19 protein-coding genes are annotated in these 24,305 nt (G+C 36.9%); all 19 read right to left on the bottom strand.

The annotated features are described in order from the left end of the window. Window positions 1-23: 23 nt before the first annotated feature. On the bottom strand, window positions 24-2,033 hold the full coding sequence (locus tag MKY95_RS19750) for a discoidin domain-containing protein (protein ID WP_339194089.1): 2,010 nt from the start codon (window positions 2,031-2,033) through the stop codon (window positions 24-26). 48 nt (window positions 2,034-2,081) lie between these two features. Beyond that, window positions 2,082-3,230 (bottom strand): DUF4082 domain-containing protein, encoded by a 1,149-nt coding sequence (locus MKY95_RS19745; RefSeq protein WP_339194087.1) that lies wholly within the window; start codon window positions 3,228-3,230, stop codon window positions 2,082-2,084. Window positions 3,231-3,315: 85 nt separating this feature from the next. After that, on the bottom strand, window positions 3,316-4,053 hold the full coding sequence (locus MKY95_RS19740) for a hypothetical protein (protein WP_339194085.1): 738 nt from the start codon (window positions 4,051-4,053) through the stop codon (window positions 3,316-3,318). Window positions 4,054-4,081: 28 nt separating this feature from the next. Beyond that, a complete protein-coding gene (locus MKY95_RS19735; protein ID WP_339194084.1) occupies window positions 4,082-4,342 on the bottom strand; it encodes a hypothetical protein in 261 nt (86 codons plus the stop codon). Window positions 4,343-4,355: 13 nt separating this feature from the next. Further along, window positions 4,356-4,922, bottom strand: a complete 567-nt coding sequence (locus MKY95_RS19730; protein WP_339194082.1) for a hypothetical protein — start codon at window positions 4,920-4,922, stop codon at window positions 4,356-4,358. Further along, a complete protein-coding gene (locus tag MKY95_RS19725) occupies window positions 4,923-5,534 on the bottom strand; it encodes a hypothetical protein (RefSeq protein ID WP_339194080.1) in 612 nt (203 codons plus the stop codon). Window positions 5,535-5,958: 424 nt separating this feature from the next. Beyond that, entirely contained in the window at window positions 5,959-6,486 is a 528-nt protein-coding gene (locus MKY95_RS19720; RefSeq protein WP_339194078.1) for a hypothetical protein, read from the bottom strand. Between the two features lie 2 nt (window positions 6,487-6,488). Then, a complete protein-coding gene (locus MKY95_RS19715) occupies window positions 6,489-7,445 on the bottom strand; it encodes a hypothetical protein (RefSeq protein WP_339194077.1) in 957 nt (318 codons plus the stop codon). Window positions 7,446-7,473: 28 nt separating this feature from the next. Then, window positions 7,474-8,628, bottom strand: coding sequence for a hypothetical protein (locus tag MKY95_RS19710; RefSeq protein WP_339194076.1), 1,155 nt, complete (start codon window positions 8,626-8,628; stop codon window positions 7,474-7,476). 12 nt (window positions 8,629-8,640) lie between these two features. Next, window positions 8,641-9,084, bottom strand: a complete 444-nt coding sequence (locus MKY95_RS19705) for a hypothetical protein (RefSeq protein ID WP_339194074.1) — start codon at window positions 9,082-9,084, stop codon at window positions 8,641-8,643. A gap of 8 nt (window positions 9,085-9,092) precedes the next feature. After that, window positions 9,093-9,731, bottom strand: a complete 639-nt coding sequence (locus tag MKY95_RS19700; protein ID WP_339194072.1) for a hypothetical protein — start codon at window positions 9,729-9,731, stop codon at window positions 9,093-9,095. 8 nt (window positions 9,732-9,739) lie between these two features. After that, on the bottom strand, window positions 9,740-10,375 hold the full coding sequence (locus MKY95_RS19695) for a hypothetical protein (RefSeq protein ID WP_339194070.1): 636 nt from the start codon (window positions 10,373-10,375) through the stop codon (window positions 9,740-9,742). 17 nt (window positions 10,376-10,392) lie between these two features. Then, window positions 10,393-11,007, bottom strand: a complete 615-nt coding sequence (locus MKY95_RS19690) for a phage tail domain-containing protein (protein ID WP_339194068.1) — start codon at window positions 11,005-11,007, stop codon at window positions 10,393-10,395. Window positions 11,008-11,091: 84 nt separating this feature from the next. After that, entirely contained in the window at window positions 11,092-11,655 is a 564-nt protein-coding gene (locus MKY95_RS19685) for a hypothetical protein (RefSeq protein WP_339194066.1), read from the bottom strand. Further along, window positions 11,642-11,836 carry a hypothetical protein gene (locus tag MKY95_RS19680; RefSeq protein ID WP_339194064.1) on the bottom strand — a complete coding sequence of 65 codons (195 nt, stop codon included), beginning with the start codon at window positions 11,834-11,836 and terminating at the stop codon, window positions 11,642-11,644. The genes MKY95_RS19685 and MKY95_RS19680 overlap by 14 nt, the downstream gene beginning before the upstream one ends. A gap of 290 nt (window positions 11,837-12,126) precedes the next feature. Next, window positions 12,127-12,804: a hypothetical protein gene (locus MKY95_RS19675; protein ID WP_339194062.1), complete on the bottom strand. Its 678-nt coding sequence runs from the start codon at window positions 12,802-12,804 to the stop codon at window positions 12,127-12,129. A 322-nt stretch (window positions 12,805-13,126) separates the two neighbouring features. After that, the gene (locus MKY95_RS19670; protein WP_339194061.1) at window positions 13,127-13,873 is read right to left on the bottom strand and encodes a stalk domain-containing protein; all 747 of its coding nucleotides are present in this window, start codon (window positions 13,871-13,873) and stop codon (window positions 13,127-13,129) included. Between the two features lie 90 nt (window positions 13,874-13,963). Then, complete coding sequence (locus MKY95_RS19665) at window positions 13,964-17,449, bottom strand: phage tail spike protein (RefSeq protein WP_339194059.1); 3,486 nt, start codon at window positions 17,447-17,449, stop codon at window positions 13,964-13,966. A 48-nt stretch (window positions 17,450-17,497) separates the two neighbouring features. Beyond that, on the bottom strand, window positions 17,498-24,262 hold the full coding sequence (locus MKY95_RS19660) for a phage tail tape measure protein (protein ID WP_339194058.1): 6,765 nt from the start codon (window positions 24,260-24,262) through the stop codon (window positions 17,498-17,500). Between the last annotated feature and the right edge of the window lie 43 nt (window positions 24,263-24,305).

The raw sequence follows: 24,305 nt of genomic DNA, 5'->3' as shown, positions 1-24,305 counted from the left end.
TCCTCATCTCATTGTATTGAGATTTACACACGATCTGCGTTAACTACTAGTTCAAATAAGCCATTAGGATTTGGCTGTGCTCTCATGTCTGTGGCAATGCGAACATAGAAATCGATTGTTTCGTCTGGCTGTGTAAGTCCATAAGTCAGATAATCAATAGGAAGGAATGGATTAGCTTGTCTGGATAACTCAACCACTACACCATCACGCTCATACTTCTTATCCATTGCCAAATAGACATTATCAATCGTGTAACCTAACTGATTCTTAATTCGTACTTTTTGAGTTAAGGTTGTTTGTCCAGCTATAATTACTCCAAAATCTAATTGCTTAAGAATTCCTCCAAATGTATCGGATAAATATTCTCCTGATTCATCCATAAACATGAGTCCAGAATACGTACCAACAAATGTCGTTTCCCAATAGTCAGTCTCGCCCCAATAATCCTGAAATTCTACCTTAAGGACATTCGGCTGATTGAATATAACGTCACGATCAGAAATGTTAATGTCGATGTCTTGAGGTGAAGGAGCTAGTCGGGTGAAGCCGCCATCAGATGGATAGTAGGGGTTATCGTTGAGCAGGATTCGATATTGTACCTTACCTTGATCACTATCATCCAATGTTCCTGTCAACTTACTACCCGTTAAGGATAGTTGAATTGTAGCGTTCGTGTTCAACACATAGAAGGCAACATTGTCCATCTTAATTGTTTCTGTTGCTGAGTTGATATTTAACTTCATACTATCAATGGAAATTCCGGGGTCTGAATTATGAATATTGTCCTCGATATAATAAGCAAATCTAATCTTGTTGCCTTTGTTCTTCAATGCTGTTGAGTTAATCAGCGAAATATCATAATGACTCATTCCATTTTTCTTAAATGTTAATTGACTTGAGATATCAATCGTTCTCCACTTACCAAATTTACACACTTCCCATGTACTGCCCTCATTGAACGAAACGGCATATCTTAATGTGCCGTTTGTTGAATTGAGCTTATCTACAATTAAAAGTAGATCGCCATACATATAATAATCGTCTGTTTGAATTACGGATTGAGGAGAGGGAATAGACGAGGCAGAAGCTATTTTAGAAATATTGTTGTCACTCCACGTAACCACGTCAAAATCTCCCTCAAGTTCATCCAATGGGGAGTAGTTAGCCGTGATATTAAGTTCCGCTGACGTTTTGGAAGGATCGTCCGTGTAGTATAGAACATCTACACTGTCACCCAACTCGTCGTATATTGTAAAAGGTTCGGTTTCGATTGTAATCGTTGATTCGGTTTGATTCGGGTTGTCAGTGTATTCGATGATTTTGATCTCTTTGTCTTCCCATTCTTCGGCTAGGGTGAAGGGCTCAGTTTCGATGTTAAAGGATGCTTCTGTTTTTATTGGGTCGTCGGTATAATAGCATAATTCGACTTCTCCTTGAAGTTGTGACCATGCTGATTCAGGTATGATGGAGATGTCGTCCATCCCGTAGTTTAAATAATCCTGCTCGGTGGGGATGTTAGCAAAAGATACCCATGTATTTAAATAATATAAAAAAAGATCATTATGTTTAACAAAGGTTTTGTTTGAAAATTTAATTTCATACATTGCTAGCTCATTAATAGCAGGTAAACTCGAAGCTGTAGAAGTTATATTTATCCTATAGTATTTATAATTTGTGTTGTTAGTAAAAGAAAATTCTGAAGCTACTCCTTCTGTCCATGAAGTCACATTAGTCCGAGTGTCAAGTATTGTCCATGTGCTATCATTATTGCTTGCCTCAAAAGTCCAGTTTCTCAACTGATTAGCCAAACTAGATCTAGGAACAATAGAATATTTAACTAATTTTTTAGTTTCATTAAAATTGTATTTTAGCCATCCTGTCCCGCTTGTAGCACTTATCCACGAAGAGTTAAGATCGCCATCGAAAGCTCTCCATGCAGGAACGCCAGCCGCATTGATACTGCTTGCCGATGAAATTCCCTTGTCGGAATTGTCAGATGTCATAATCGGCACTACATTTACATACGTTACCACACTATTCACTCCTTTCTAAAATACCAATCAAACAATCATTTCACATAGCTATGTGATTGACGCTTTCTTAATAGGTGTTTTAGTTGTATCTATTTTTTGCTTAAATACTTTCCCCGACCCAAGTGGTTCTGTTGAATTTACTACAGCCGACTCTTTGTCTATATTCCCCCATAGAGAAATCGTAGAAGACTTGTTCATTCCATATTTTAAAAATACAGACTCATTTTTAACAGGGATACTTATTCGAGAATTCTCTTCTTTATTTAGTAACTCAAACTCATTGACTCTAATGCTTGATCCTCCGTTATTTGAGTCAACAAAAAGTCGATAATAAATAAAAGTTGATTGATTTGTAAAAGTGAATATTTTTTTACTGCCTGCAATCCAGTCAGTTATGTTGGTGCGTATATCAAGGTCGATGTATGTCTGATCGTCATTTGAGCCTTGAAGTTTGAAGTTTTTAGGGGCTAATGTAATTGAATCGTTAGTCATTGTGTAAGATGTTATGTTAATGGGCGACACAAACTTATACCTCAACCATTGATTTGATATAATACTGTTAGTTTGCCAGAAAGTCGTTAAATCTCGATCAAATACTTTCCATTCACTTGCAGTAGCGTAAGTACTTGAGCTTAAAACTTCTCCAGATGGTAAGTTGTTAGTTGTCATTTTAGGGATCTGATTTACGCTTTCTTTAGCAAACAAAGAGTAGTATTTATCTTCTGATGAAATCAAGAATTTATTCGAATATGTTATATAATCAAAACCAATAGATAAAAGTACATTGTTATTAACTGTAGTCGGCATTATGTCGGTTGTTCCAGAATACATGGAATTGTAAGTAAGACTTAAACCTTCGCTTATCTGGAAAACCGTTGGAGTAGGGGTGTTTCCGCTACCAATAGGCACACCATTTAAAAAATGAAATCCGATTAAATATTCGGCATTGGCTTCTAGCTTTACAGGAGCAGAAAAGTCTACTCTATACCATCCTACAACTCTAGTTGCTTCGGATAACCCAATTCCGCTTCCAATAAGTTGCCCATTTACGTTGTAAACTCTAGGTGTCACTGTTGGAGATGTGTTGGTGGTTCCTCTATACCAATACAACGATGACAGTAACACTGCCTTTGAGAATTTTAGTTTCATCGTCAAGGTAAGGGGAGTTGTTGTTGTGCTCCATTGATTGTTTACCATCGGAAATCTGTAATTGTATGAAATAATAACCATCTCCTTTCAAAAAACAAATAGAACACACCTTATAGATGTGTTCTTCATAAATCTAGCCAAGTGTAATTTTATCTACTCGGCGTTTTGACATATCAATTGTGTGCTCATAGGTTTTACCTGAACCCAATGTTACGCTTGTACTTCTTATATCTTTTTTTTTGGTTACATATCCGTTAAAATTGGAAATCAAATCTGCCCCGTAATTAAGGAAGTTCTTTTCACTGTCTGTCTCCATCTTAAATACTGTAGAATCTTTGAGTGAATATCTGTCACCCGATGAAAGTAAGATTTTATCTTCATATGGAATATAAAATGTTTGCACTGTGTTTATTTGACTGATTGGAGTTACTGTACCTTGTCTTGAAACTTTTTCATTTTCATCTATGAGTTCTATAGTAAAAGGTTTATCTACGCCCCTATTTGCAAATGCACCGTCAGGGCGAGTCACAAATTCAATTTTAAACAATCTGTCTATGGGAACTTTGAACTCAACAGTCAATGTATACAATGAATCAGAACTGTCTGTTAGCCAGTAGCAAAAGCTTGTGTATGTTCCAAGTTGTGGCTTATTGACATCGAACGCATATGGTAAATAATAATAATTAGTTCCAGCAAAACCAACGTTAGAAGATGTTAAGAAATTTTGTGTTTCTCCTCTAGTCGGACTTGCCGAAACTTGGGTTCCTGAGTTCACTGTCTCATTTTCACTCTTGTAAAATCTTACCCCTCCGAAAGCTGTATATTGATAGCTGGACTTTGGAAATGTGAATCTCGCCTTTTTTATCGCCATTAACTCATCTCCTTTCTAATTGAAATCATTATTTTACAGACAAATTAGTGATCTCAATATATTTCTTTAAATTTACCGTTGATTTAAAAACTTTACCTGAACCCAGTGCGCCAGTGTTGGTCATGTTTTGTATAATTACTTTACTGCTTCGATTAAGCACACTGAGATCGACTATGCCATCTGAAATAAATACACTTTTAAGAGGCAGTGTCGTTGATAAATTAATCCAAGTGTTATTCTTAAATGTTTTATAGTTCACTGAATCTTGAATTAGCGAATAATTAGCCACGATATCACCTCAATCATTGAAACGTTATTCCATTAATCTTGCTTAATTTGCTTCTCTCAAACTTTGTGCGATAAAGAAACCCATCTTCATGTGTCGATACAGTAGGGGAGAGAGCTATATTTCGTTTCAACCTCAAAGTTCCATCAGATGATGAGACATAATTTGTATTGTATTTTCCATCAGTAAACTCATCTACTGTGAGTAATGCAGGAGCTAAGGCAGAAGACAATTCAATTTTAATTCGAGCGTATAGCCCAACTGGACTGTTAATTTTTCCATCCAGATAAGTAATTTCTACATAGTCTGACCATGTAATATTGTTCGTGGATGACTTAGTGAAAATCTTGTAATCCACATTTGAACCAATGCCAACCATAGTTTTGACCACTCGTTGAAAGGCAGTTACTTTATCACCAATCGATATAACCGAAGACTCCCATGCACCCTTAGCAGCATATATAGATTTGCCAGTAGAATCGATAGCGATTTCCTTGAGTTGTAATTTTCCATCTTTAATCTCTGTGCCATTATGTACTCCAAGTGTCAGATCTATAGGTAATCCAATTTCTTTTGTAGACAATTATCTCAGCTCCCAGTTGATATTGCCTGAATGATTTGCTTTTAGTGGGGCAATAATTTCATCAACAATTAGACCATTCTTACGAATAATGAGATGACCATCTAAATCTTTGTCAGATGTCACTTTAATTTGGAAATAGGAAATATCTTCATCGGGTAATGAGAAGATACATTGATAATTTATGCTTACATCGTTCAGATTCATTGATTTCTTGTAGCCAAAGTTGAAGCAATCAATGCTGTTCTTGAACTTTCCCTCTTTTACTCGTGTGTTTAAATTGGCATAAGATGATCCATTCTTATATTGAATAAGGTCATTATATAAAAATGCTCTACCCGATAGTGGAAACTCTTCGTCTTCAACAGTATATGAAATAGAGAACCGATCCTGATTGATGTGGAATACACCATTTGCGACATTGTAATATAACTGTGAACCTTGACCTATAATCCCATAGCTGATTAGTTTTTCTCTGTCTATAGCGTAAAAGTCATTTGATTTCTTAGTTTGAAAGTCGTATTCAGTAAGATTTGTACCATCGTAATAATCAGCTACCCAAATGTATTTTTGAGGAACTGGTGAGCGAGTATATTGTCTGTTGCCTAGAATCAAAATTAAACCCCCTTTAAAATAAAAAAAAGGACAGAGAAGACTCTGCCCTAAATGATCTAGCAAACTTTTTAATTCTTATACAAATCTGTAAGAACCTTTCTACCGTTCCTTTCGGAATACTTTAACACTCAGTAAGCTGAGTCGGAGTAGACTGTCCAATTATCCAATTTCTTGGATATCCCTATTACAGTCGTTGAAGGTCTCCCTTTTTAAGAGATTTCCCTGCTCGATTTCCCATTATATAAACCCTTAGCACCAAAAACATAATTGGCTTTTATTTCAGCATAGGCCATATTCTCATTTTTTTCTGTCTTTCGACCACGTTCGCACTTATCGTTTATGATTATGCTGTAGTATGAGAATCTTTAGGGGGTTCCAGCAATTTAAAGGATTTTCACCACATCGTTACCGATATAGGGGACTATTAATTAATCCGTTTCTTAAACGCTTGCCGTCCACTGGAAGCATTCAAAGGAACTTCACATTGGATAGACAGTGTTACATAGTTACCTGCTGCATCAACAGGGTTACCATTGTTATTCACACCAAGGATCTCTTTGACTCCCGGCTTAATTGGAGTTGTGTAGTTAGCTCCAGCGTGGTCTTTCTTTGTTGTTCCAGTTGTTCCAATAGGTTTAGAAAAGTCTTTACCTACACGAGAGCTTTCTTCATCAATATCTGTTTCTCCAAGTGAATCTACTTGAACATGGAACCAGTTATTTTTTACTACTTCAACTTCATTTCCTACTGTATCTCCTGTACCACCGCTCATATCGCGAGTAGTGATTGTGCAATCTTCCATTTTAGAGACATCTGTTGCTCCATTGTAGTTATTCCAAACATTGAATATGTAGATTGGGCTCTTGTCATCTGCGTCAATTACTCCGTAATCAAATGGCCCTACAATTTCCTGTGTGTGAAGCGAATTTCTCCATGAAACTATTGGTTGCATTTTTAAATTTCTCCTTTAAATTCATTTTTGAATTTTTTAAATTGTTTGGGCGTATTGCTACCTTTTCCATAAATCCTATGAAACTCATAGTGTAGATCAGGCATAATGGGTATTCCTAATAATTCAAAATGCTTTTTTAAGCACAATTCCTTAATATTAAGTAAGTCGTGATCTGAATAATTAGCTATCGATTCTTCTAAATTCAATTCGAGTTCTTTAAGACAGTCATTCATTATTTTTGTGAATGAAATTAAGTGATGAATATGTAATTTGTTGCTCTTTAACCCTGTTATAACGCATTGATAATTATTGAATTTCATACTTTCTTTTTTCCAATCAACTAATGTCGATCGTAGATATTCATGTAATTCTCTTGAGCCAATCCAGTTGCAATTATTGCTGCCACTTTTTTTATCAGCAGAACATCTAATACACTCATATCCTCTACTAAAGGCTTGCATAGTAATACTTCTTTCTTTGTCGGGATGCTTTAAGCAAATGTAGTTGAGTTTTTGAAAAACATTCTCATATTCTGTTGAAAGCAATAAATATTCTCTTTCTTCAAAAGCATCTCTTATCGAAGATATGGTATGCTTTCTTCTTTTAATTGCACTTTTCCTAGAATATTTGGTCAGCTTTAATGGATTTATGACTCCATAATTTACAAAAAATACTTCTTGTTTAAATTTGGGGCGACAGTTCTTACATGTATCTTTTTTTATCTTTGTTTTCTCTTGCGAGTTTGTGTATTTATCAAATCCTCTTTGAAAAATAGTTTGTTTTCCTTCTTCCAAGCAGTAATCGCACAATATGTTAACTTTTACCTTAGATCCTCTAAAAATCTGGGTTGCGCATACTTTGATTTTGTCGCCCTGCTTTGTATATATATAGCCCAATCTCTCAAAGTGATTTTTGTTTGATGGAGACAGGCCAACTTCGACTTCTTGTTCCATTAACAATATGTATAAAACTCCTTTGTAATTTGTATTAAGTTCTTACTGTTATTTGGATGGTTAAACTTTGCATATTGAGTCCTGCCTTAATGACATTGGCTCTAAATATGTCTCCTGCTGTTACTTGCTTATGTTTTATAACTACTTGCTTATCATCTTTTCTATCGTTTGGATTAAATTTGATATTTCTATCTAGCACATTGAGCCAAGTATTAAAATCTCTAGTCCTTTCAACAGTTACTTCTGTTTCTGTTTGTCCTGAAGCAGCACAAATAGCCTCAACTTTCACAATCTCACCAGAGAACGGAAAGGGGGCAAGTATGTCAATTGGTTCCTGAAAGATGTAAGAACCTTTACATAAAACAATGATTCTGTCTTGCAATTCTAGAGGCATATCTTTGAGTTTTAAATGTTCAGCAACACTCATTAAGCCATCCTTAAACTCGTTAACAACTTGTAGATTAGAGCCAAATACATCAATTTCAATCCAGTTCTTGCCGTCAAATCGATATCGTTTGCCATCTTTATATGTTTGAGCTGTCCATCCGATTTCAGGTAATGGATACTTTAACCGAAGCTCTGCTAAGTCTTGTACGGGTTCTTTGTAGACGAGACGAGTAGTATTGTAGGCATCCTTAGCTTTATTTGCTGACTGCGTTGCATCTTCAGCGGCTAAATTAGCCTTATCGGTAGCCAACTTAGATAGTTCTGTCTGGGCTTGAGACTGTCTAATGGCATCTTCGATCTTACCCAATGCAATTTGATTCTCATTGATTTTAGCTTGAATTTGATCAATATAATCCTGCAAAGTAACCACTACATCTGGATTGCGACTAACCATTGCATAGATACGCGATGCAGGATACATAATTAAGCCTCTACCTTTGTATCTGCATAGATGTGCGGTTCCTTCTTGAGATGGATGGAATTGAATTACTCCCATACCATAGTGGACAAGAAATTCATGTTCACTAATGTACGACCTATTCTCAAACACATCTTGATCAATTTCAACGAATCCAGCAATGTTAACTTTATCAGTAGAAGAGGGTAGTTCAAGAAGAGTTAGGATTCCATTGATAACAGGAAGAGAGTCGGCACGATCAATGAATGGATCTTGAGGAGTGCCACTTCGAGAGATAATTGTTACGGGGTCATTATATTGTAGATATGTACTTAAATCTGGCAATTGTTCACCTCCTTAGTTGACGAATACATTGCTACTGCCAGAGGTAATTGGTGTTGTTGTGATTAGATGTGTAGTTACATTTTTAGAGATACTTGATGCTGCTTTACCGCCAACAAAAACTGTAGAGCTACCTGTTGAAACTTGACCTGAACCAGAACCAGATGTGCCAGGACTAATTGAAATAATTGAACCACCAAGCTTAGGCGAAGGAGAGGGATCTGCCACCCATTGTTCTTGTGTCGGCGATGATACTGAGGCGATTGGTTGTCCATTAACATAAACAGTAGATGTTGAATTTACTGTACCTGTAACTTTTGCTCCAGTTGTGTGAGTCGTTGTACTATACTGCGGATTTCCTTCAGAATCATAACCAGCAATATATCTTTCTACATATGACACATGCCCACTTTTGTTTGATTCTTGAAGTGTCGACCCTTTATATGCTACTCCAGTCATATAGCCTCCTATTGTAACAATGTGAATTGATATCTGAATTTAATATCTGCATCACCAGTTACCCTTAGTATGTTTTTACCAACAGGGAATGAGAGATAGTTATTATTGAAATCCTTGTATCGATATGTGACTGCCAATGAAGTTTCAATGTCTTGTTGCTCATTATCAACAAACACTGTCTCACCATGAATAAGATTCTTGAACTTAAACTCTTCATTGTTATGAGAAGTATTGACGATGCTGAAATCTCCGTTACCTTGTTTTGTTATCCAAATCTCAGGAGAGCAATTCTTATCTCCTTTGTTATCAAACAGGAGAATTGGCTCAAAATAAAAGGTAATGCTCTTAAACTCAGGAACTTCATCGTATGTATTTCTTGTAAATAAAACTCTAAACATTATAGAAATATTGAAAAATCCAACATCTTCAACCACATCGGGAATGTGAGCGCCATTGATACAGTTTCGCCATTCAGTCCAATTGAGATTGTCTCTAGTAAAGCGAGTTTGCACAGCTATACTTGACCCAACTGGCTCAATCACTTCCCAAGATATCTTGCTTAAAACACCATCTGCATTAATTGGAATTGGTATTGAATCGGAAGTATAGCTACCTTTTAAATTGATAATTGATTGCCATGTTGTCATGTGATCACCTAACCAATCTTACCAAAGGGATAGAATAGTGCTGCACTACCAGCCTCTTTCCATCTTGTTATTCGATGTGTTGCCCATGAAGCATTTTTATCATATGTAGTAGCGCCATCAACTGTTTGCCATGGCGGTTCTGCGTTGCCTGATTCACCAGCTTGAATGTTTATATAAAACCTACCATTATCGATAGTGGGTAGTACTATATCATTTTTTTTATATTGTGTGGTTGCGGCCCATGTACTTGCTAATCGAGTATCATTAAATTGCGCGTCAGTCGATACTGGAAAAATAGGTTCTGTAAATCCAGATGTACCCGATTGAATACAAATAAAGACGTGACCATTGTCTACTCTAGGGATAATGTAATCACCAACAGTATAGCTTTTTAATTGTTGCCAATACGGAGCTGCTTTCCCAGTTCGCACATTTACCCATCCAACGTACCCATCGTATACTGGGGCACTATTGTATAAACGCTTAGTTCTTAGAAAGTCCCCACTTGTTGGAGTAGCAGATACATAATCATCTGAGATTAAGTCAAGTAGATCAAAATTTTCTCCAAGCTCCCTGATTGTTTTTTCTATTTCATCAGTGAAAGAGGGCTTCTTAAGTTTTAACTTTTCTGTTTCTGTAGACATACGATTCTCCTTTCTTGCTAAATTTCATACCACTTCGTTCCAGATGCAAAGTCTGACCATTTTGGCCTTGCTGGATTAAGTATTAAATTTCCTTGTGGATTAGTAGTTGTGGATTGATGTGTTCCAGTTGAGTATGTATTCTTCTTGATCTCCATTGGAGTGTAATTCCATTGGTATGTACGAGAAGTCATGATAGGGGAGTAGGAGTAGGGGGAATCACAGCGAACAGTTAGATTGAGGTATCCTTGTTTGAGACAATTGTGAACAAGAGTAGAGTCTTCAACAAACATTGCGTAGAATATTCGTTCTGCGCCTAGTCCATCTTCATTTACAAAGTATAACTCTTGATAATAATCATGTTGAGTTAGCCATCTAGTTATTTCACGGATCTTTTCAGTATTCCATGTTTCTTCAAACGCAAAAGAGACTGGAAACTTTAATGGTTCAGTTTCAGTCCTCATAAAGTATGGCTTATCATTGCCCTTAACTTTTTCCTCAACTATTTCTCTTGAAGGGAAGAATATTTCTTCTTGCATTCCACTGTTAAGGTTCACATTGATGAGTCCATGTTCAACGGAAGTTTCACCAGCAAAAGAAAAGTAGAGGGAGTCACGTATCGTAATCCAAATCACCTCCAATATAAAATTTGGACAAATAAAAAAGCCCTATTTATAAGGCTTTTTGGTTGCTAATTTCTATGTAAAATCGGTATTTCATTAAAAATCATTGTGTACGATATTGCGTGGATGAGTGTAGTAGACTTTTTTGATGTTATTCAGTTCTGATGAACATGAATACATATTATGTACTAGCTTGTTGTCTACAGTAAGGAAGTTTAACCCATAAAGATTGGCAATACTGGTGTTTGCAGCATCTGCGGCACCAAGTCGAGAGGTGAGTTCAATTTGCTGAAAGGCTGAATCTTGATCACCATCACGAACTTTCAAAACTTCTTCATCAATGAATGTTTTCATCATATCTCTTGTGAAATCTTCTTGGGTCTTTAATAGGGTCGGATTATAAGTTATTTGCATACGATTGAAATAATCTTTCAATGAACGCGTAGATAAGTGCATTATCTCGTTAACGATCAATGAATTGGTATAAAGTAGGACTATTTTATCAACAGGGAAGATATACTCAAAGAATAATTGCGATACTGTTTGATGCCATGGGTCCCTTTCTGACATTAGAGCCAACAGAATACAAGTATCCACGAGTAAATCTTCCCCTGTATTGAATCCATTAAAAGTTGGGGCATTAAAATCAATCTTTTGCATATTTCTCTCGATCCCTCACTTCACTTAGTTCAATGGGGAGTTTGGGTGATTTTCCAACAAAACTTTTAAGGATGTTTTTTTGTGCTGCACTCATGCCAATGCTACTTTTAGGAATTGGTTTTGCGGCCTTACCTGTAGTTGGTGTTGCAATCATATCCTTCTCCTCCTTATTATCACTCATTTTTGAGCCTCCTAAGTTTTAAATGGTATCCAGTATTACCCTCACAAACAGATATATACTCTGATTATCCCAATTTAGAACGGAGACTGTTAGATAATAATACCATCTTCATATAACATATACAATGTATATGCGACATCTTTTACCAACTATATTGTATTGATACGATATGGAAGGTTAGAAGTTAAGCGAACTACTACCAAGTAAAAGTATGCTTTCATTGGAATATAAAAAGCACCTAATTATATAGGTGCTTCAAAATGGGACTATTTAATTTATTTATATCTTCTTTAATTGATTGCATTCTGTTTTTCATTTCGACTGATTATTACATGCAAAAGATTAAACCAATGATCTAACCTTTTGACAGCCTCGATTACTTCATTAGAATCTTTAGTCAACGGAACACTAGAATTTAAAAAGACCATTGTTTCTAGTGGAGTCCTTAAACTATCAAAACGTAAATTAATCGTCATTTTTTTAATTGTAGCAGAACTGCTTTTATTTGCAGTTACTGCTCCAATCGCCAAACCTAGTCCACCAGCTAACACTCCGCCTACAGCCATTCCACCTAGTTGACTACTTCGCGATGTCTTAGTTATCGTTTCTTCATCTTGCTGTACTTCTACATGAAGTAGGTCGTTAAAATTATAAACATTAATAGAATTAATATCTCCGATGGCAATTTTGCTGGAGTTTTCATCAATGCTAAGTATCTTACCTATATATTCAAAATAGATGGTTGGTGTAAAGCCATCAAACTCATTCAGTTTTCCTAAAAGACGATCCAAAGCTTCTTTTTTTCGAGAAGTTTCAATGTCCTCAATTCGTGCGAGAGACACCCCTCCAGAAATAAGTCCAATCAATGAAATAAAAATGGGAGTCCATTCTTTATAAACAATCGCAAGTACTATGCCCAAAATAATAATCAAAATTGAAGCTAGTAATAAAAGTCCATGTTTTAGCATCGTTAACTCCTATTTTGTGCTCAGATTAAAGCATATATGCTTAGAGCGAAATGTAGAAGGTAGAGTTTAACTTCCTAATTTATGGAACGATTATACCACGACAAAAGGAGTGGGTCTATAGTATTAGATAGTTTTATTGAACTTCACCTGAAGCAGGAGAGAGGACACCCAAATAAAATCGGATGGATACCAGAGGAAACAACTATTCAACTTGGGGACAAAAACATAATATTGTCGAGACCATTAGAACAAAAGTAATATATGATCGTAAAAAAAGAGACCTTTAAATTTCAAGGTCTCTTGGAATATTGGATTGATTTAATTAGAACATATAGATTCGTAACAAGTCATACATAGCAGAATCCTCTTTGGCGTAATCCAGAGGTTTCATCGAGGAATTATCTTTAATGTCAGGATCAGCCTTGAGATTTTTTAGTTCTCCAAAGTAGAACCTGTCTTCATTTATTGTCACAAGGTGAAGCGCAGTTTTTCCGTCTGTGCGCTGAATGTTAGGGTTTAGAGAATTTCTTTTAAGTGCCTTATATGCTTCATAGTTTTTCTCTTCAATTGCATACATCAAAAGTGTATTATCTCCGTTGCTAGAATCCTGAGCATTAATATCTAGTGAACCATCATTTAATGCAACCCTAATCTTCTCAGCATCTAATTTACCATCAGTTGAGTAAGCTTCTTTCAAATTCTTCACCTTTTTACTTGTTGTAGTATTTGCGTTTGTAGAATTGCTTGGAGTAGTAGTTGAACTGTTGGATGTTGATGTAGTTGAACTGGAGTTATTTGATGACTCCTTCAATGAAACCTGAGAGCTGTTAACAGACTCAACAGAATAACCCATGGCATTTGCTGTATCTCGTACCGGGAGATAAAGTTTTCCATTCACATTAAGAGGGGAATCAGATAATTTAGCTTGAGTTCCATCTACAACAATCTTTACATTTGACTGAGTTGCTTTCAGGTAAGTTGCAGCTCCAACGGCAGACCCAGCAGTAACTGCAACACCAACAATTGCACCAAGCATGAATGTTGGTAGTTTAGATAACATTTTTTTCATTAGTTATGTACCTCCGAATTTTTATAGTAAAATTATCCTAATTCACTAGATAAATTATACTATATTTATCGGCATCTTAATTGGAAATGTTTAGTTTAGATCAATACGAGTACCATTAATTTTAACATTTCTTGTGGAGTTAATGTTAATGTCGCCATTTTGAGCTATTTCAATGAACGAACCTGATTCTACGCCTATTTTTACTGATTTCTTAGCAAGAACATTGAATGAATCCATTGTAATGTTAATGTCTCCACCATCGCTTTTAATGAGTATTCCGTCATCTGCGAGATCGATACTTCTTAATCTTGCTGTGTTTGAAGCTTTGTACTCCTGTTTATAGCCACCATTATATTTGGTATTGACCATTTTAGCTCGATCATTAGCACCGCCATCACCAGTACCAATTTTCTCAACAGGCTGAGCGGCATCGCCAGATCCCTCAAAGGTCGTTTCACGCTTAATCTTCTCTTCCATATTATAGACCATAACAGGCCATGCAGTTTCCTCAACTGTCATCAATCCCATCTTTTCCGATGTAGTCCAATAGAGTTTACGTCCATCTGAAAGTTGTTTTTGTGATCCTGCACCAGTAACCCTACCAGTAATCCATTTAACGGAATTACCCTCAATACGCACATAATCTGACCAACCTTGAATTGCCGCATTAGTAAGAGTGGAGAGTTTGCCAGCGGTAAGATTGGAGATAATTCCATCTTGCGCTGTAAGCATATTAGCAGCAATAAGTTCGGCATCAAGAGCACCGATACCAATAGCATCAAAACCACCAAAGTCGATGTATTTCTTCTCGGAGTCGATGAGGAGAGTATTGTTTTTATCTGTAACGACAAGCTTCTTAAAGATTGCTGTCCCGTCCATCTTGATCCACATCGGAGCCCCTTCGGGAAAAGTATCTTCATCTACTTCGGAACCCGCGAAAAATCCCAGTGAGGGCCACAGCTTCATTACATTGCCACCATCACGAAGGGTGAGACGGTTACCAATCAAATCGCTATCCTTGATTGTCGATTGCTCAATGAATGCATTACGAGCCCATAGGTTCCCGTTGAAGTCGACGCGGAAAGGGCTTGATGCCCACGTTTCTCCACCTAAGGAAAGGCCCTCTGCGCTAAGTAAAAAAAGTTCATTGTTATCGCCAACCCTAATACGTAGATCTCCATTTTGAGCTAGTCCAAATACGTTCGTTGTAACTCCATTACGAATCTTATCAATATAGAATCCTCTTGAGTTATCCATACCATTTACATTAGTAATTGTTCTGTCATTACAATTACTTGACGCATAGCGATTAAGATGCAACCCAAATACATCAGGTTGTTCTGATGTTAACCCCAAACGTAGAACAGGGCGACCACATCGATCATCAATCATTAGCTTGGAGCCTTCAATAGTGAAAACCCCTGAAACATCTCCGATGACCACGCGCTGTCCAAGGATAATTTTTCCAAGAACTTGTTCTGCAATAAGTCCATCGGCTGTTAGACAAGACTCATACTTTAGTCCGCCACTGCGTGTAAGCGCTAAAGCGCCGTGTGTACCCCTCAAAAATCTAAGAGGGTCATTTGGGTCAATTATCGTCAGGCCAGTGCGATCCAGTGTAACGAACTCGTTGCTTGCCATATTAATCTCATTGGTGACTTTATTCCAAAAATTATCAAACAAACGACTCATCTCAGACGAATCAACTACAGCCTGACCCCACTTGGTCTTACTCGTATCAACAACTACACTAGTATTCTTCGTATCCTTCAAAAACTTCTCTAATCTCGTACTTTCATCGTTAACATTCTTAGCATTACTCAATGTTAACTTAATACTCGATCCACCAAAGTCATAACTAATCTCACTTATTCTAGCTGTTAACTCAATCCCTAATCGTTCATACTTAACATTAACGAAGTCACCAAGGTTTAACTTTTTCCAATTGCGCTGTTCCTCAATTATCTCTAGAAAATTTACTATATCAATCTCTACCGCTAATTGTGGAACTTGTAACTCCTTAAACTTTTCCATTGCTGCATCGTATAAATCTTGCTCATCTATGTATACATCATCGTTAAAATCTCGTTCAATCACATAATAATTCAGCTCTTGCAACTGTGCACTGGTAAAGTTGTTTTCCGAATCCAACAATACTTGTAACGCCTTAGTCCGATTCTGCACATCTGTAATCTGATTTAACTTATTGCTAACTTCAATCTGCTTTAGATTGATCTGATTTTCCTTATTATCTAAACTGTATCGCTCAACTATAGCTGCATCATTACCAGCCATCTGATACTCTTCAATTGAAATCGTTGCAACTTGCATGAACACACCAGTGGATGATCCATTAACGGTAATTGTTGTAGTCTCAAGGTTATTTAACTTGCCTAACATTGTCCATCTGCCTGAAGTCACAGGTTTAACAGATCCATTCAATGCAACAGTTACACCAGAAGAGGAGTCCACCTTAATCATAGCTGCATAGTTATAACCCTTATTCAACTTGAATGTTCTCGATGTACTTCCGCTATGACTATACTTCTCAAAGAACATCTTATCGCCAAATTGTTGGGCCAATGTTACTTCTTGTACAACTTTCTCATCCTGTTGTAACTTATTGAGATCAATCTTGAGTTGATTTAACTGTGTCTCATAGCCTTCTAATTCAATTAGGTATTGCTTAAACAATCCAGTTTTACTCTCAACCAACGCCTCATAATCCAATAGTGCATGACAAAGAGAATCACTCATCCAATGACTTGGTGAAATCACTGTTTTATTGGCATCTCGTTCAAATGGATAAATCCAATATCCGTAATTCTCAATATAATTCTGTCCAGTTGGATTAACTTTTTGAATGCCTAATCCATCTTTACCAGAAGCGGAGAGACGTGTAACCATTTCCTCTGAGCTCCTGTTTCGAGTCATACTCTTTAGTAATTTCCCCCATGAAACAGTAAATCCCATATTGATTCCTGTTAATTCAGGCTTAGTCATACTCAATGTGCGGGTATCTGTATCAAATGTAACTATTGCATTATAAACTTCAGCTATAGAATAGATTGCTTCGAGGACAGTAGAGGAGGGAAATTCAAATGCTCTTTTGCTTAGTTTGAAGTCTGCATCTATGTAATCTACATTCCAAATTGTATTCCCTAGACGAAGCATGTCTTCAATTACTTTATCTGCTCCGTATGACTCGACCTCATAACTCTTTATCAATTTATCCGATAGTTCACGCACCAACGAATAACATTTAACCTCCATTACATCTGAATCATCGAGATTATCACTAATATCATTTACAATAAACCACTCAACTTTAATCCCAGTAACAACTTTGATTAAATATCTTTCTTTGATTAACTCCACATTCTTATTCGGCTTCAACTTGTGATGCTTATCAATAAAGTAGGGGAGATAAAATGATAACTCGCTCACGTCATTCAATTTTACGTCTATATTATCATTGAAGATTTCGCTCAATTTACTGATAATCTCACGATTAGGCTTTGCAAGAAAGTATTGTGGTTTAATAGGTTTCCTATTGCGGTCAATTTCTCCTAACATACACAGTCCTTTCTGAAAATTAAAAAGAAGAGGGGGTTTACCCTCTCCTTAAATCATTCTTGTTTTCAATTGTTTATTTACTGCACTTCCAAGTTTATTGAGAATGCTTGTTCCAGTGTCTTTATCAGTGGCATGAATCTCAACCTTGTCGATATGTACACGATTATCTGTGCTACCTGAGACGGTATTGTTCTTAGGTGAGATACTGCTAAGATTTAAACCACTCTTAAATCTATCAAACATGTCTCGTGCTACATTAACTATCTTCAACACGTTAGACGTATCAGACTTATTGAGTATCAATTCCTTTTCATGTGCCAATAGAAATTTTCCTTCTTTACCCATTCCAGCAGGAGTCATACCGCCAGTCTCAGCGCTGAAGATTTTCTGGTTTACTAAATCCTTAAAGCTTCCATCAGGAAAATTATAAACGGAACGCAATTGATCATTCTTGGACTTAAGTGAATCAAATTGTTGAGTAAGATTCTTGTACTGACTAGAAGCTTTATCAAGCTTAGACATTTCAGCCTTAATCGACTCAGCAGACTGCTTATTACTCAGATACTCAGTCCAAGCTACACGAGCAGCAGTTGTGCCTTTAATGGTTCCAGTTTGACCAGTTGAGCCGTTTCCACTAGTGCTACCGCCACTTCCCGGTTCAGTAGGGGAATAGTCACCAGATTTAAATTTGTCTAAACTGGATTTACCCAGCTCAAATTGATCTACAAGATTCTGCATCTCTTTGGATGTCTCAAATATATGAGTTTTCATATTGGCAAACAACTTATCATACTCGCCACCAATAATTCCAAGAGTAGCAGTTACAACGATAGCATCATTGCTCATCAAGCCTTGTTTGAGATTATAAAAATACTTTTGATCCTCTAAGATGTCTTTGTATTTACGCTCAGTCTTTTTCTTCTCATCATCTAACTTATCAAGAGCATCCTGATGCTGTTTATCTTCTTCGTCTTTGATTTTATCGTTGTAGTTCTTGTGGTCGTCTAATTGATCTTGTAGCCCTTGTTTTACTAACTCACGGTCACGATCACGCTGATATTTTCGAATCTCCTCATCAATAGCAATGAGTTGATCTTCTAATTCTTTACGCTTGGCTTTACCAGCCATTGAGTTGTCGGCAGAGAGAACATTAATTCTGTCCTGTATCTTTTGGCGCTCATCCATTTTCTTCGTAAGTTCTTCTGTATAATCAGTAGATGTATTCTCACGGTCAAACGCTTTGAGTCGTGCATTGATATAATTCTCAAACTGCTTTTGTTCTTTGTCGATGTTTTTAGTTCGCTCATCATGACGCTTATCTTCTTTTTCACGTTCCTGATCAAGGGCCTCAAGGGCCAAGTCACGTTGTTGTTCAATAACCTTCTTATACTCATCGATAATGTTGTCAGTGGCAGATTCACGTAAGTCTTTAAGGGTCTTATTAACATCAGCAAGAGCTGAGTTAGTACCCAATAGAGACAAGTTGAGTTCTTGAAGTTTGTCGTTGTAGTAGGCAGTCATTACGGCATTTTGCTTGTTATTTGCAAGAAGCGACTTCGTGTATTCAATCTCTTTTGCAATTACTGAGCCTTTATGTTCAAGTATAGGGATTTGACTGTGTAGCTCTTTGTTGTATTCAACTGTACCTTCGGTCATTAATTTCAAATTTGCATCAGATACAGCTAAAGCATCGTCATCTGCCTTTACTTGTTTTTCATAAGCTGCAATTTGACTATCAAAAATACTCTTACGTTTATCATCAATTTGTGACTGATAATCCCACCACTTGGCACTATTCTCAGCCAACTTAGCATCGTATTCACCCTGAGTAATCTTTTGCTCAATGAGTTGTTGACGGATATCTTTATTCTGTTGCTCGACTAGTTTCTGTTCTTGCTGAAGGTAGCTACTCTGAGCCATTTCCTCCTTGCGCCATTCAGGACTATCTTGTGTATAGCGGCTTTGCTTATTTGCTGACAATTCCCGTTTTGATTGTAGCTTTGCAATTTCATTGTCTGTTCCAGCAATTATTGTTTCAACAATATCTAAGCCAACCTGATAGAGACTTGCCTCTTTAGATGATAAGTTTTGCTTCTCTTCACGAATAGCATCATCTTGTTCTTTTTGAGTTGCTTTAATAATTTCAGTTGTAGTCTTACCATCGGAGCTAGTAGTTTTAACTTTTGTAGCTGAACTATTCGTTGATGGGGTGGAGGTGGGCGACTTAGAACCTGAAATTTCACTATATGCAGCTAAAACTTTAGGTGCATATGCCTTTGTTTCTGCGAATGGAATGTTACCCATCTGACCTTTTTTAATCCATTTATCTACATTACCGGGACCACCATTGTATGCTGCTAGAGCATACTCGACATTACCATTATACTTTTTGAGTAAATCTGAAATGTATTTTGTGCCACCCGCAACATTTTGCTCAGGATCGTAGGAATTTTTAACTCCTAATCCTTTTGCAGTTCCCGGCATAAGCTGCATTAGACCAGTAGCCCCTGCATGCGATTTAGCATTGGGATTAAAAGTACTCTCAGTTGCAATAATAGCAGCAATGAGTTTTGGATCAACGCCATTTTTAGAGGCATATTTATTAATTATATCTGCATATTTACCAGAGTAACCGCCGCTCGATGAAGTTGTTGGTGATGAATATGTGCCTGTAGAAGTTGGTTCTGGTTCACCGGATGCTGTTTTTGTAGTAGTCTTAACTTTTGTAGAAACTAACTCAGAAGGATTCTTAAGGGCTTTCTTAGAGGTAGCTATTGAATCCTCAAGTAATTTCTTCTCTTCTTTGAGATTTGCCAAGTATTCCTTAGAACCTTTGACCATTGTGCTACGTTCATTTTGAACCTTTTTGATAGCATCGGCTAGATCGAGGAGTCTCTTCTGCGTCTCGGTTAGGATCTCATTGGTGTCAGTATATGTATTGTTTAACTTTTCTGTAGACTTTTTATCTTTATCTTGTGCTGATCCTACACCATCAAGCGAACTGACCATTGTTTTAAATGAAGAATTCAAGTCATAGATTCTATCAAGAAGTTCCTTATATGGTCCAGCGGCAGCTTGTTGAGCTTTTTTGGCTTGATTTATTACAGCTTGATTTTCAATCCCTTTGCCTGTAATATCCTCAACTACAACTTCAGCGGCAATATTCATGTCTACTTGAGCTTTAGCGGCATTCAGTTCAGCAAGGGTAGAGAGAGCTTCAATTTCAATTCCCCAGATTTTCATCTTGTCAATAAGTGCCTGTTTGTTACCAATAACTTCTTTTTGTCCCAGAGTTTCAAGTGTTTTAAAGTAATCAACTTTTGTCTTTTTTAATGTCTCAAGTGCTGATTTTTCTATTGTATATCCATCTTTGAGTTTAATTACATTCTTAGACAACTGTGGATACTTTAGAATTAGATTGTTCATTTCATTCGCTGACAGAGACTGCCCTTTGGACAGATTGTATAGTGTATCATTCAGTTCGCCAATTTCACCAATAGTTTCATTTACAGCATCAGCATATTTCTTGGACTCTTCGGTTGCACTAGCAGAAGACTCTCCAAAGAGATACATTCCATCAGATGCTTGTTTAGCATTGGTAAATATGTCATATAGACTCTGAACTACCTCTGGATTACCTTCTAATTGTCCGAATCTTGCAATTGTTGCAACTGTTTTTTCGAGATTGGCTCCGTCAAAGTTTTTGATTTCAGTAGAAGCACTCTTGATAACTTCTTCAAACTTGTCCGTGGGTAGTTTAGATAAAGATTTAGTAACAGTATTGAAAAGCTCTTTTTGTGTATCATTGTAGTCCTGCTGAGCAGTTATATTATTCTCAATATACTTCTTCTTCGATTCCTCTAATTTGTTTATCTGGTTTATCGAAGGTTCAAGTTCGTCAAGTTTTCCACCAACAGCATCAAGGGCATTCTGCCATTCTTGGCTCGTTTTTGGGATTAACGAGGAAGAAGCAAAGATATCAGTATTTTTTGCTCTCAGTTTATCTTGAAGATCTAACAACTTCTTATAATATTCTTCAATACCAAGATCGCCAAATCCACCACCATCAGCGAGATTGTAGGACTGTTCCCCTTTACCAAAAAAGGATGCGAATCCTGAGATTTTGTTTCCCAATTCAGGAGTTGAGAATTTTTGATCTTTAAGAGTATTTACAAGAAACTGATTATCATCAATCTCATTTTTAAGTTTCTTCTGTTGCAACTCATCAAGTTTCGCTATTTGCTCATCATATCTGCCATTAACCAGATCTAATCCACTTGCTTCTGCACCGTATGTGTCAATCAGTCTATTTTGAAGATCAAACAATTTATTTTTTACATCAGCGCTTTTCGATATCTCGTCATAGTTCTCTTTATAATAAGACGTTGCATCTTGAAGTTCACTTGACAGTTTTTCATGCTTGCTGTTAGTTTTGTCAATAGTGTCGTTAAATTTTTCTGTGGCGTTGTCAAGCTGTGAAAATACTGCTATAAGAGTAGATATTACTCCAACTGCTAGGCCAAATATACCCAATGATCGTTGAAACAAAATCATTGTTTTTGTAGCACGAGAAGCAGAACTTGAAGTTACATCGAGAGCGGTTTTGGTGGCGAACAAACCAGCGATAGTCTGATACAAACTCACCGTTGTTGCAATTATAGCTTTTGATCTAAAAGCTATAAACAATCCACCTAATATACCAACAGTTCTCCCCACATTACCAAGGGTTCTTATCAATTTGGTTCCAGTATCAATGATACTGTTTAATAATTCTCTGCTTGCACTGTTTCCCCAATATTCCGATACGGCATTTTTAAACTTAGCAATATGTCCTTGCATCGATTCCAAAAATGCAGCATTTTCCTTTGCAGCAGAACCAAATGAATTTAATCCCGCCTCCAATGCTCCCTCGGCATCATTCCAGTTTTCAATCATGGAAGCCGCAATATTACCTTGCATCTTACCAGCAACAAGTTCCAGTACATCTGCCCGTTGAATGTCGCTAAGTCTGTCCCATACACTGTGCAAGTCGCTGAAAATTTCATAGGTATTCTTAAAAGTTTTTTCATCTTTTTTGAGTGTAAGTCCAATGGATTGGAATTTATCTTCCAATTTAGGCAACAACCCATCAACAGCAGATCCATCCTCATCTACTCCGCGAAGACGCATTGATAAGGTTTTGAGGGAGTTACCTACTTTGGCAGGATCTTGTACTGTTGTATTTGCAGCAGTAATCAGCGCTACGGATTCCTCAATTGTATTTCCAGCAGTTGAGAGGGAGGACGCTGAACGCTGTACTGCTTGACCAATACCGTCAGTCGAGATAGCAAACTTATTACCAACTTCATTATAAATATCAACTACTTTTGCAACATTACTAGCTTCTCTATCAACTTCTATTCCGAAACCTTTAATTGATGAGATGAGTTGTTTGGAAGCATCTTCAGGAGTTTTAATATCGCCAACATTTTGATAAACCAAAGTTTGTTTAGCCATGTTTTGTGCAGTCTGTATGTCGTATCCCAGTCTTGCCCATTCAGCGCTTGACTTCATAACATTGAGTGTAGTGTTACCTATTGAATCTGCCAGCGTAGAGGCGGTCTGCACAAATTTACGATAAGTCTCATCGGTTTCATCTGTGACCTTCATAAGATCTGTCATTGCCTTATCCATGTCGTATATGTCTTGTAATCCACTTCTCAACATTCTGATTGGAGCAAATACCCCGGCTGTAGCCCCCAACCATAGAGCAACTTTACGAGTGGCTTGAGAAAATTGATTACCTAAACCGTTTACGCTCTGTCCGCTAACTTTTGCGTTGGTAGTAAGTTTGTTAAACTCGCTATTCAATTGCTGCATAATACTCTTGTAGTTTGCAACATTTTTGGTTTCAGCAAATTGACTTAGTCGGGATTGTAGTTCTTTTATGCCATCAACTGCTTCTTTGTTGCCTTTTCGCTGGTAGTTACTCAAACTTACAGCTAGTTTATTGCTCATGTCATCAAGTGACTTGGTGTAACTATCATTCACTTTTTTGTTTTGCTGTAGTGCTTGATAGTGTGCCTTATCTAATGCATCACGATCACGAGCAATTTTCTGTTCTTCAGCAAATCTCGTTTTCAACTGGTTAAGGAACTGCTGATTACGCTGCTCTTCTTCTTTTAAATTCTTATCTGCTAACGCTTTACGTGTAGCATATTCCTGTTGAGCTGCTTGTTCCCGTTGTTTATTGATTGCTTGCTCTTTTTGCAATGCATCTTGCTGTTGCTTGAGGTAGTCAGTTATCTGACTGTAATTTTTAATATTACCTTCATTGTCTACATTGACACTGACTTGTTGACCAGTCTGATTCTTATATGTATTTGTAGTGCTATTGATCTCACCGAGTTTATTCTTGTTGGCTCTGGTACGTGCTAGAGCGTATCCGTCCAATTCTTTCTCAAGCTGCTGAAGAGTTTTCTTTTGTTCAGAGTAAGCCTTAGATTCTTCATTAATCTTTTTAGTGTTCTGGGTGATAATTGAGCCACTGGCAAGCTGCTTCTGTGTAACTTTTTCAATAGAACCATCTAACTTTTTGGTTGTTACGATTGACTCATTTATTACTTTCTGTTGCTGTTCTAAAGCATGACTTAACACTTTAGTAGCTGCTACAAACTCATTCATTGATTTAACGAATGATTTATCAATATCCACTTTCAAATTCAAAGATTTGAGGGAGGTATGGGAGCCTAAAGCCTTAATTTCTTGATTCAGATTCTTGACACTTGACCCCATGTTTAGGCCAGCATCAATTAAAATTTTCAAATCATTCATCTTACTTAAATCACTTCCTTTTTGCTTCTAGTGTAAAAAAGAG

It is taken from the genome of Paenibacillus sp. FSL P4-0176 (assembly GCF_037975265.1).
Lineage (GTDB): Bacteria > Bacillota > Bacilli > Paenibacillales > Paenibacillaceae > Paenibacillus > Paenibacillus amylolyticus.
Note: the sequence above shows the minus strand (reverse complement) of the source record. Positions and strands in the feature narration are given on the sequence as shown.

Excerpts from the sequence above, each read along its gene's own strand:
- MKY95_RS19745 (WP_339194087.1), bottom strand. The coding sequence starts at position 3,230 with ATGGTAAACAATCAATGGAGCACAACAACAACTCCCCTTACCTTGACG.
- MKY95_RS19740 (WP_339194085.1), bottom strand. The coding sequence starts at position 4,053 with ATGGCGATAAAAAAGGCGAGATTCACATTTCCAAAGTCCAGCTATCAA.
- MKY95_RS19720 (WP_339194078.1), bottom strand. The coding sequence starts at position 6,486 with ATGCAACCAATAGTTTCATGGAGAAATTCGCTTCACACACAGGAAATT.
- MKY95_RS19705 (WP_339194074.1), bottom strand. The coding sequence starts at position 9,084 with ATGACTGGAGTAGCATATAAAGGGTCGACACTTCAAGAATCAAACAAA.
- MKY95_RS19700 (WP_339194072.1), bottom strand. The coding sequence starts at position 9,731 with ATGACAACATGGCAATCAATTATCAATTTAAAAGGTAGCTATACTTCC.
- MKY95_RS19695 (WP_339194070.1), bottom strand. The coding sequence starts at position 10,375 with ATGTCTACAGAAACAGAAAAGTTAAAACTTAAGAAGCCCTCTTTCACT.
- MKY95_RS19685 (WP_339194066.1), bottom strand. The coding sequence starts at position 11,655 with ATGCAAAAGATTGATTTTAATGCCCCAACTTTTAATGGATTCAATACA.
- MKY95_RS19680 (WP_339194064.1), bottom strand. The coding sequence starts at position 11,836 with ATGAGTGATAATAAGGAGGAGAAGGATATGATTGCAACACCAACTACA.
- MKY95_RS19675 (WP_339194062.1), bottom strand. The coding sequence starts at position 12,804 with ATGCTAAAACATGGACTTTTATTACTAGCTTCAATTTTGATTATTATT.
- MKY95_RS19670 (WP_339194061.1), bottom strand. The coding sequence starts at position 13,873 with ATGAAAAAAATGTTATCTAAACTACCAACATTCATGCTTGGTGCAATT.
- MKY95_RS19665 (WP_339194059.1), bottom strand. The coding sequence starts at position 17,449 with ATGTTAGGAGAAATTGACCGCAATAGGAAACCTATTAAACCACAATAC.
- MKY95_RS19660 (WP_339194058.1), bottom strand. The coding sequence starts at position 24,262 with ATGAATGATTTGAAAATTTTAATTGATGCTGGCCTAAACATGGGGTCA.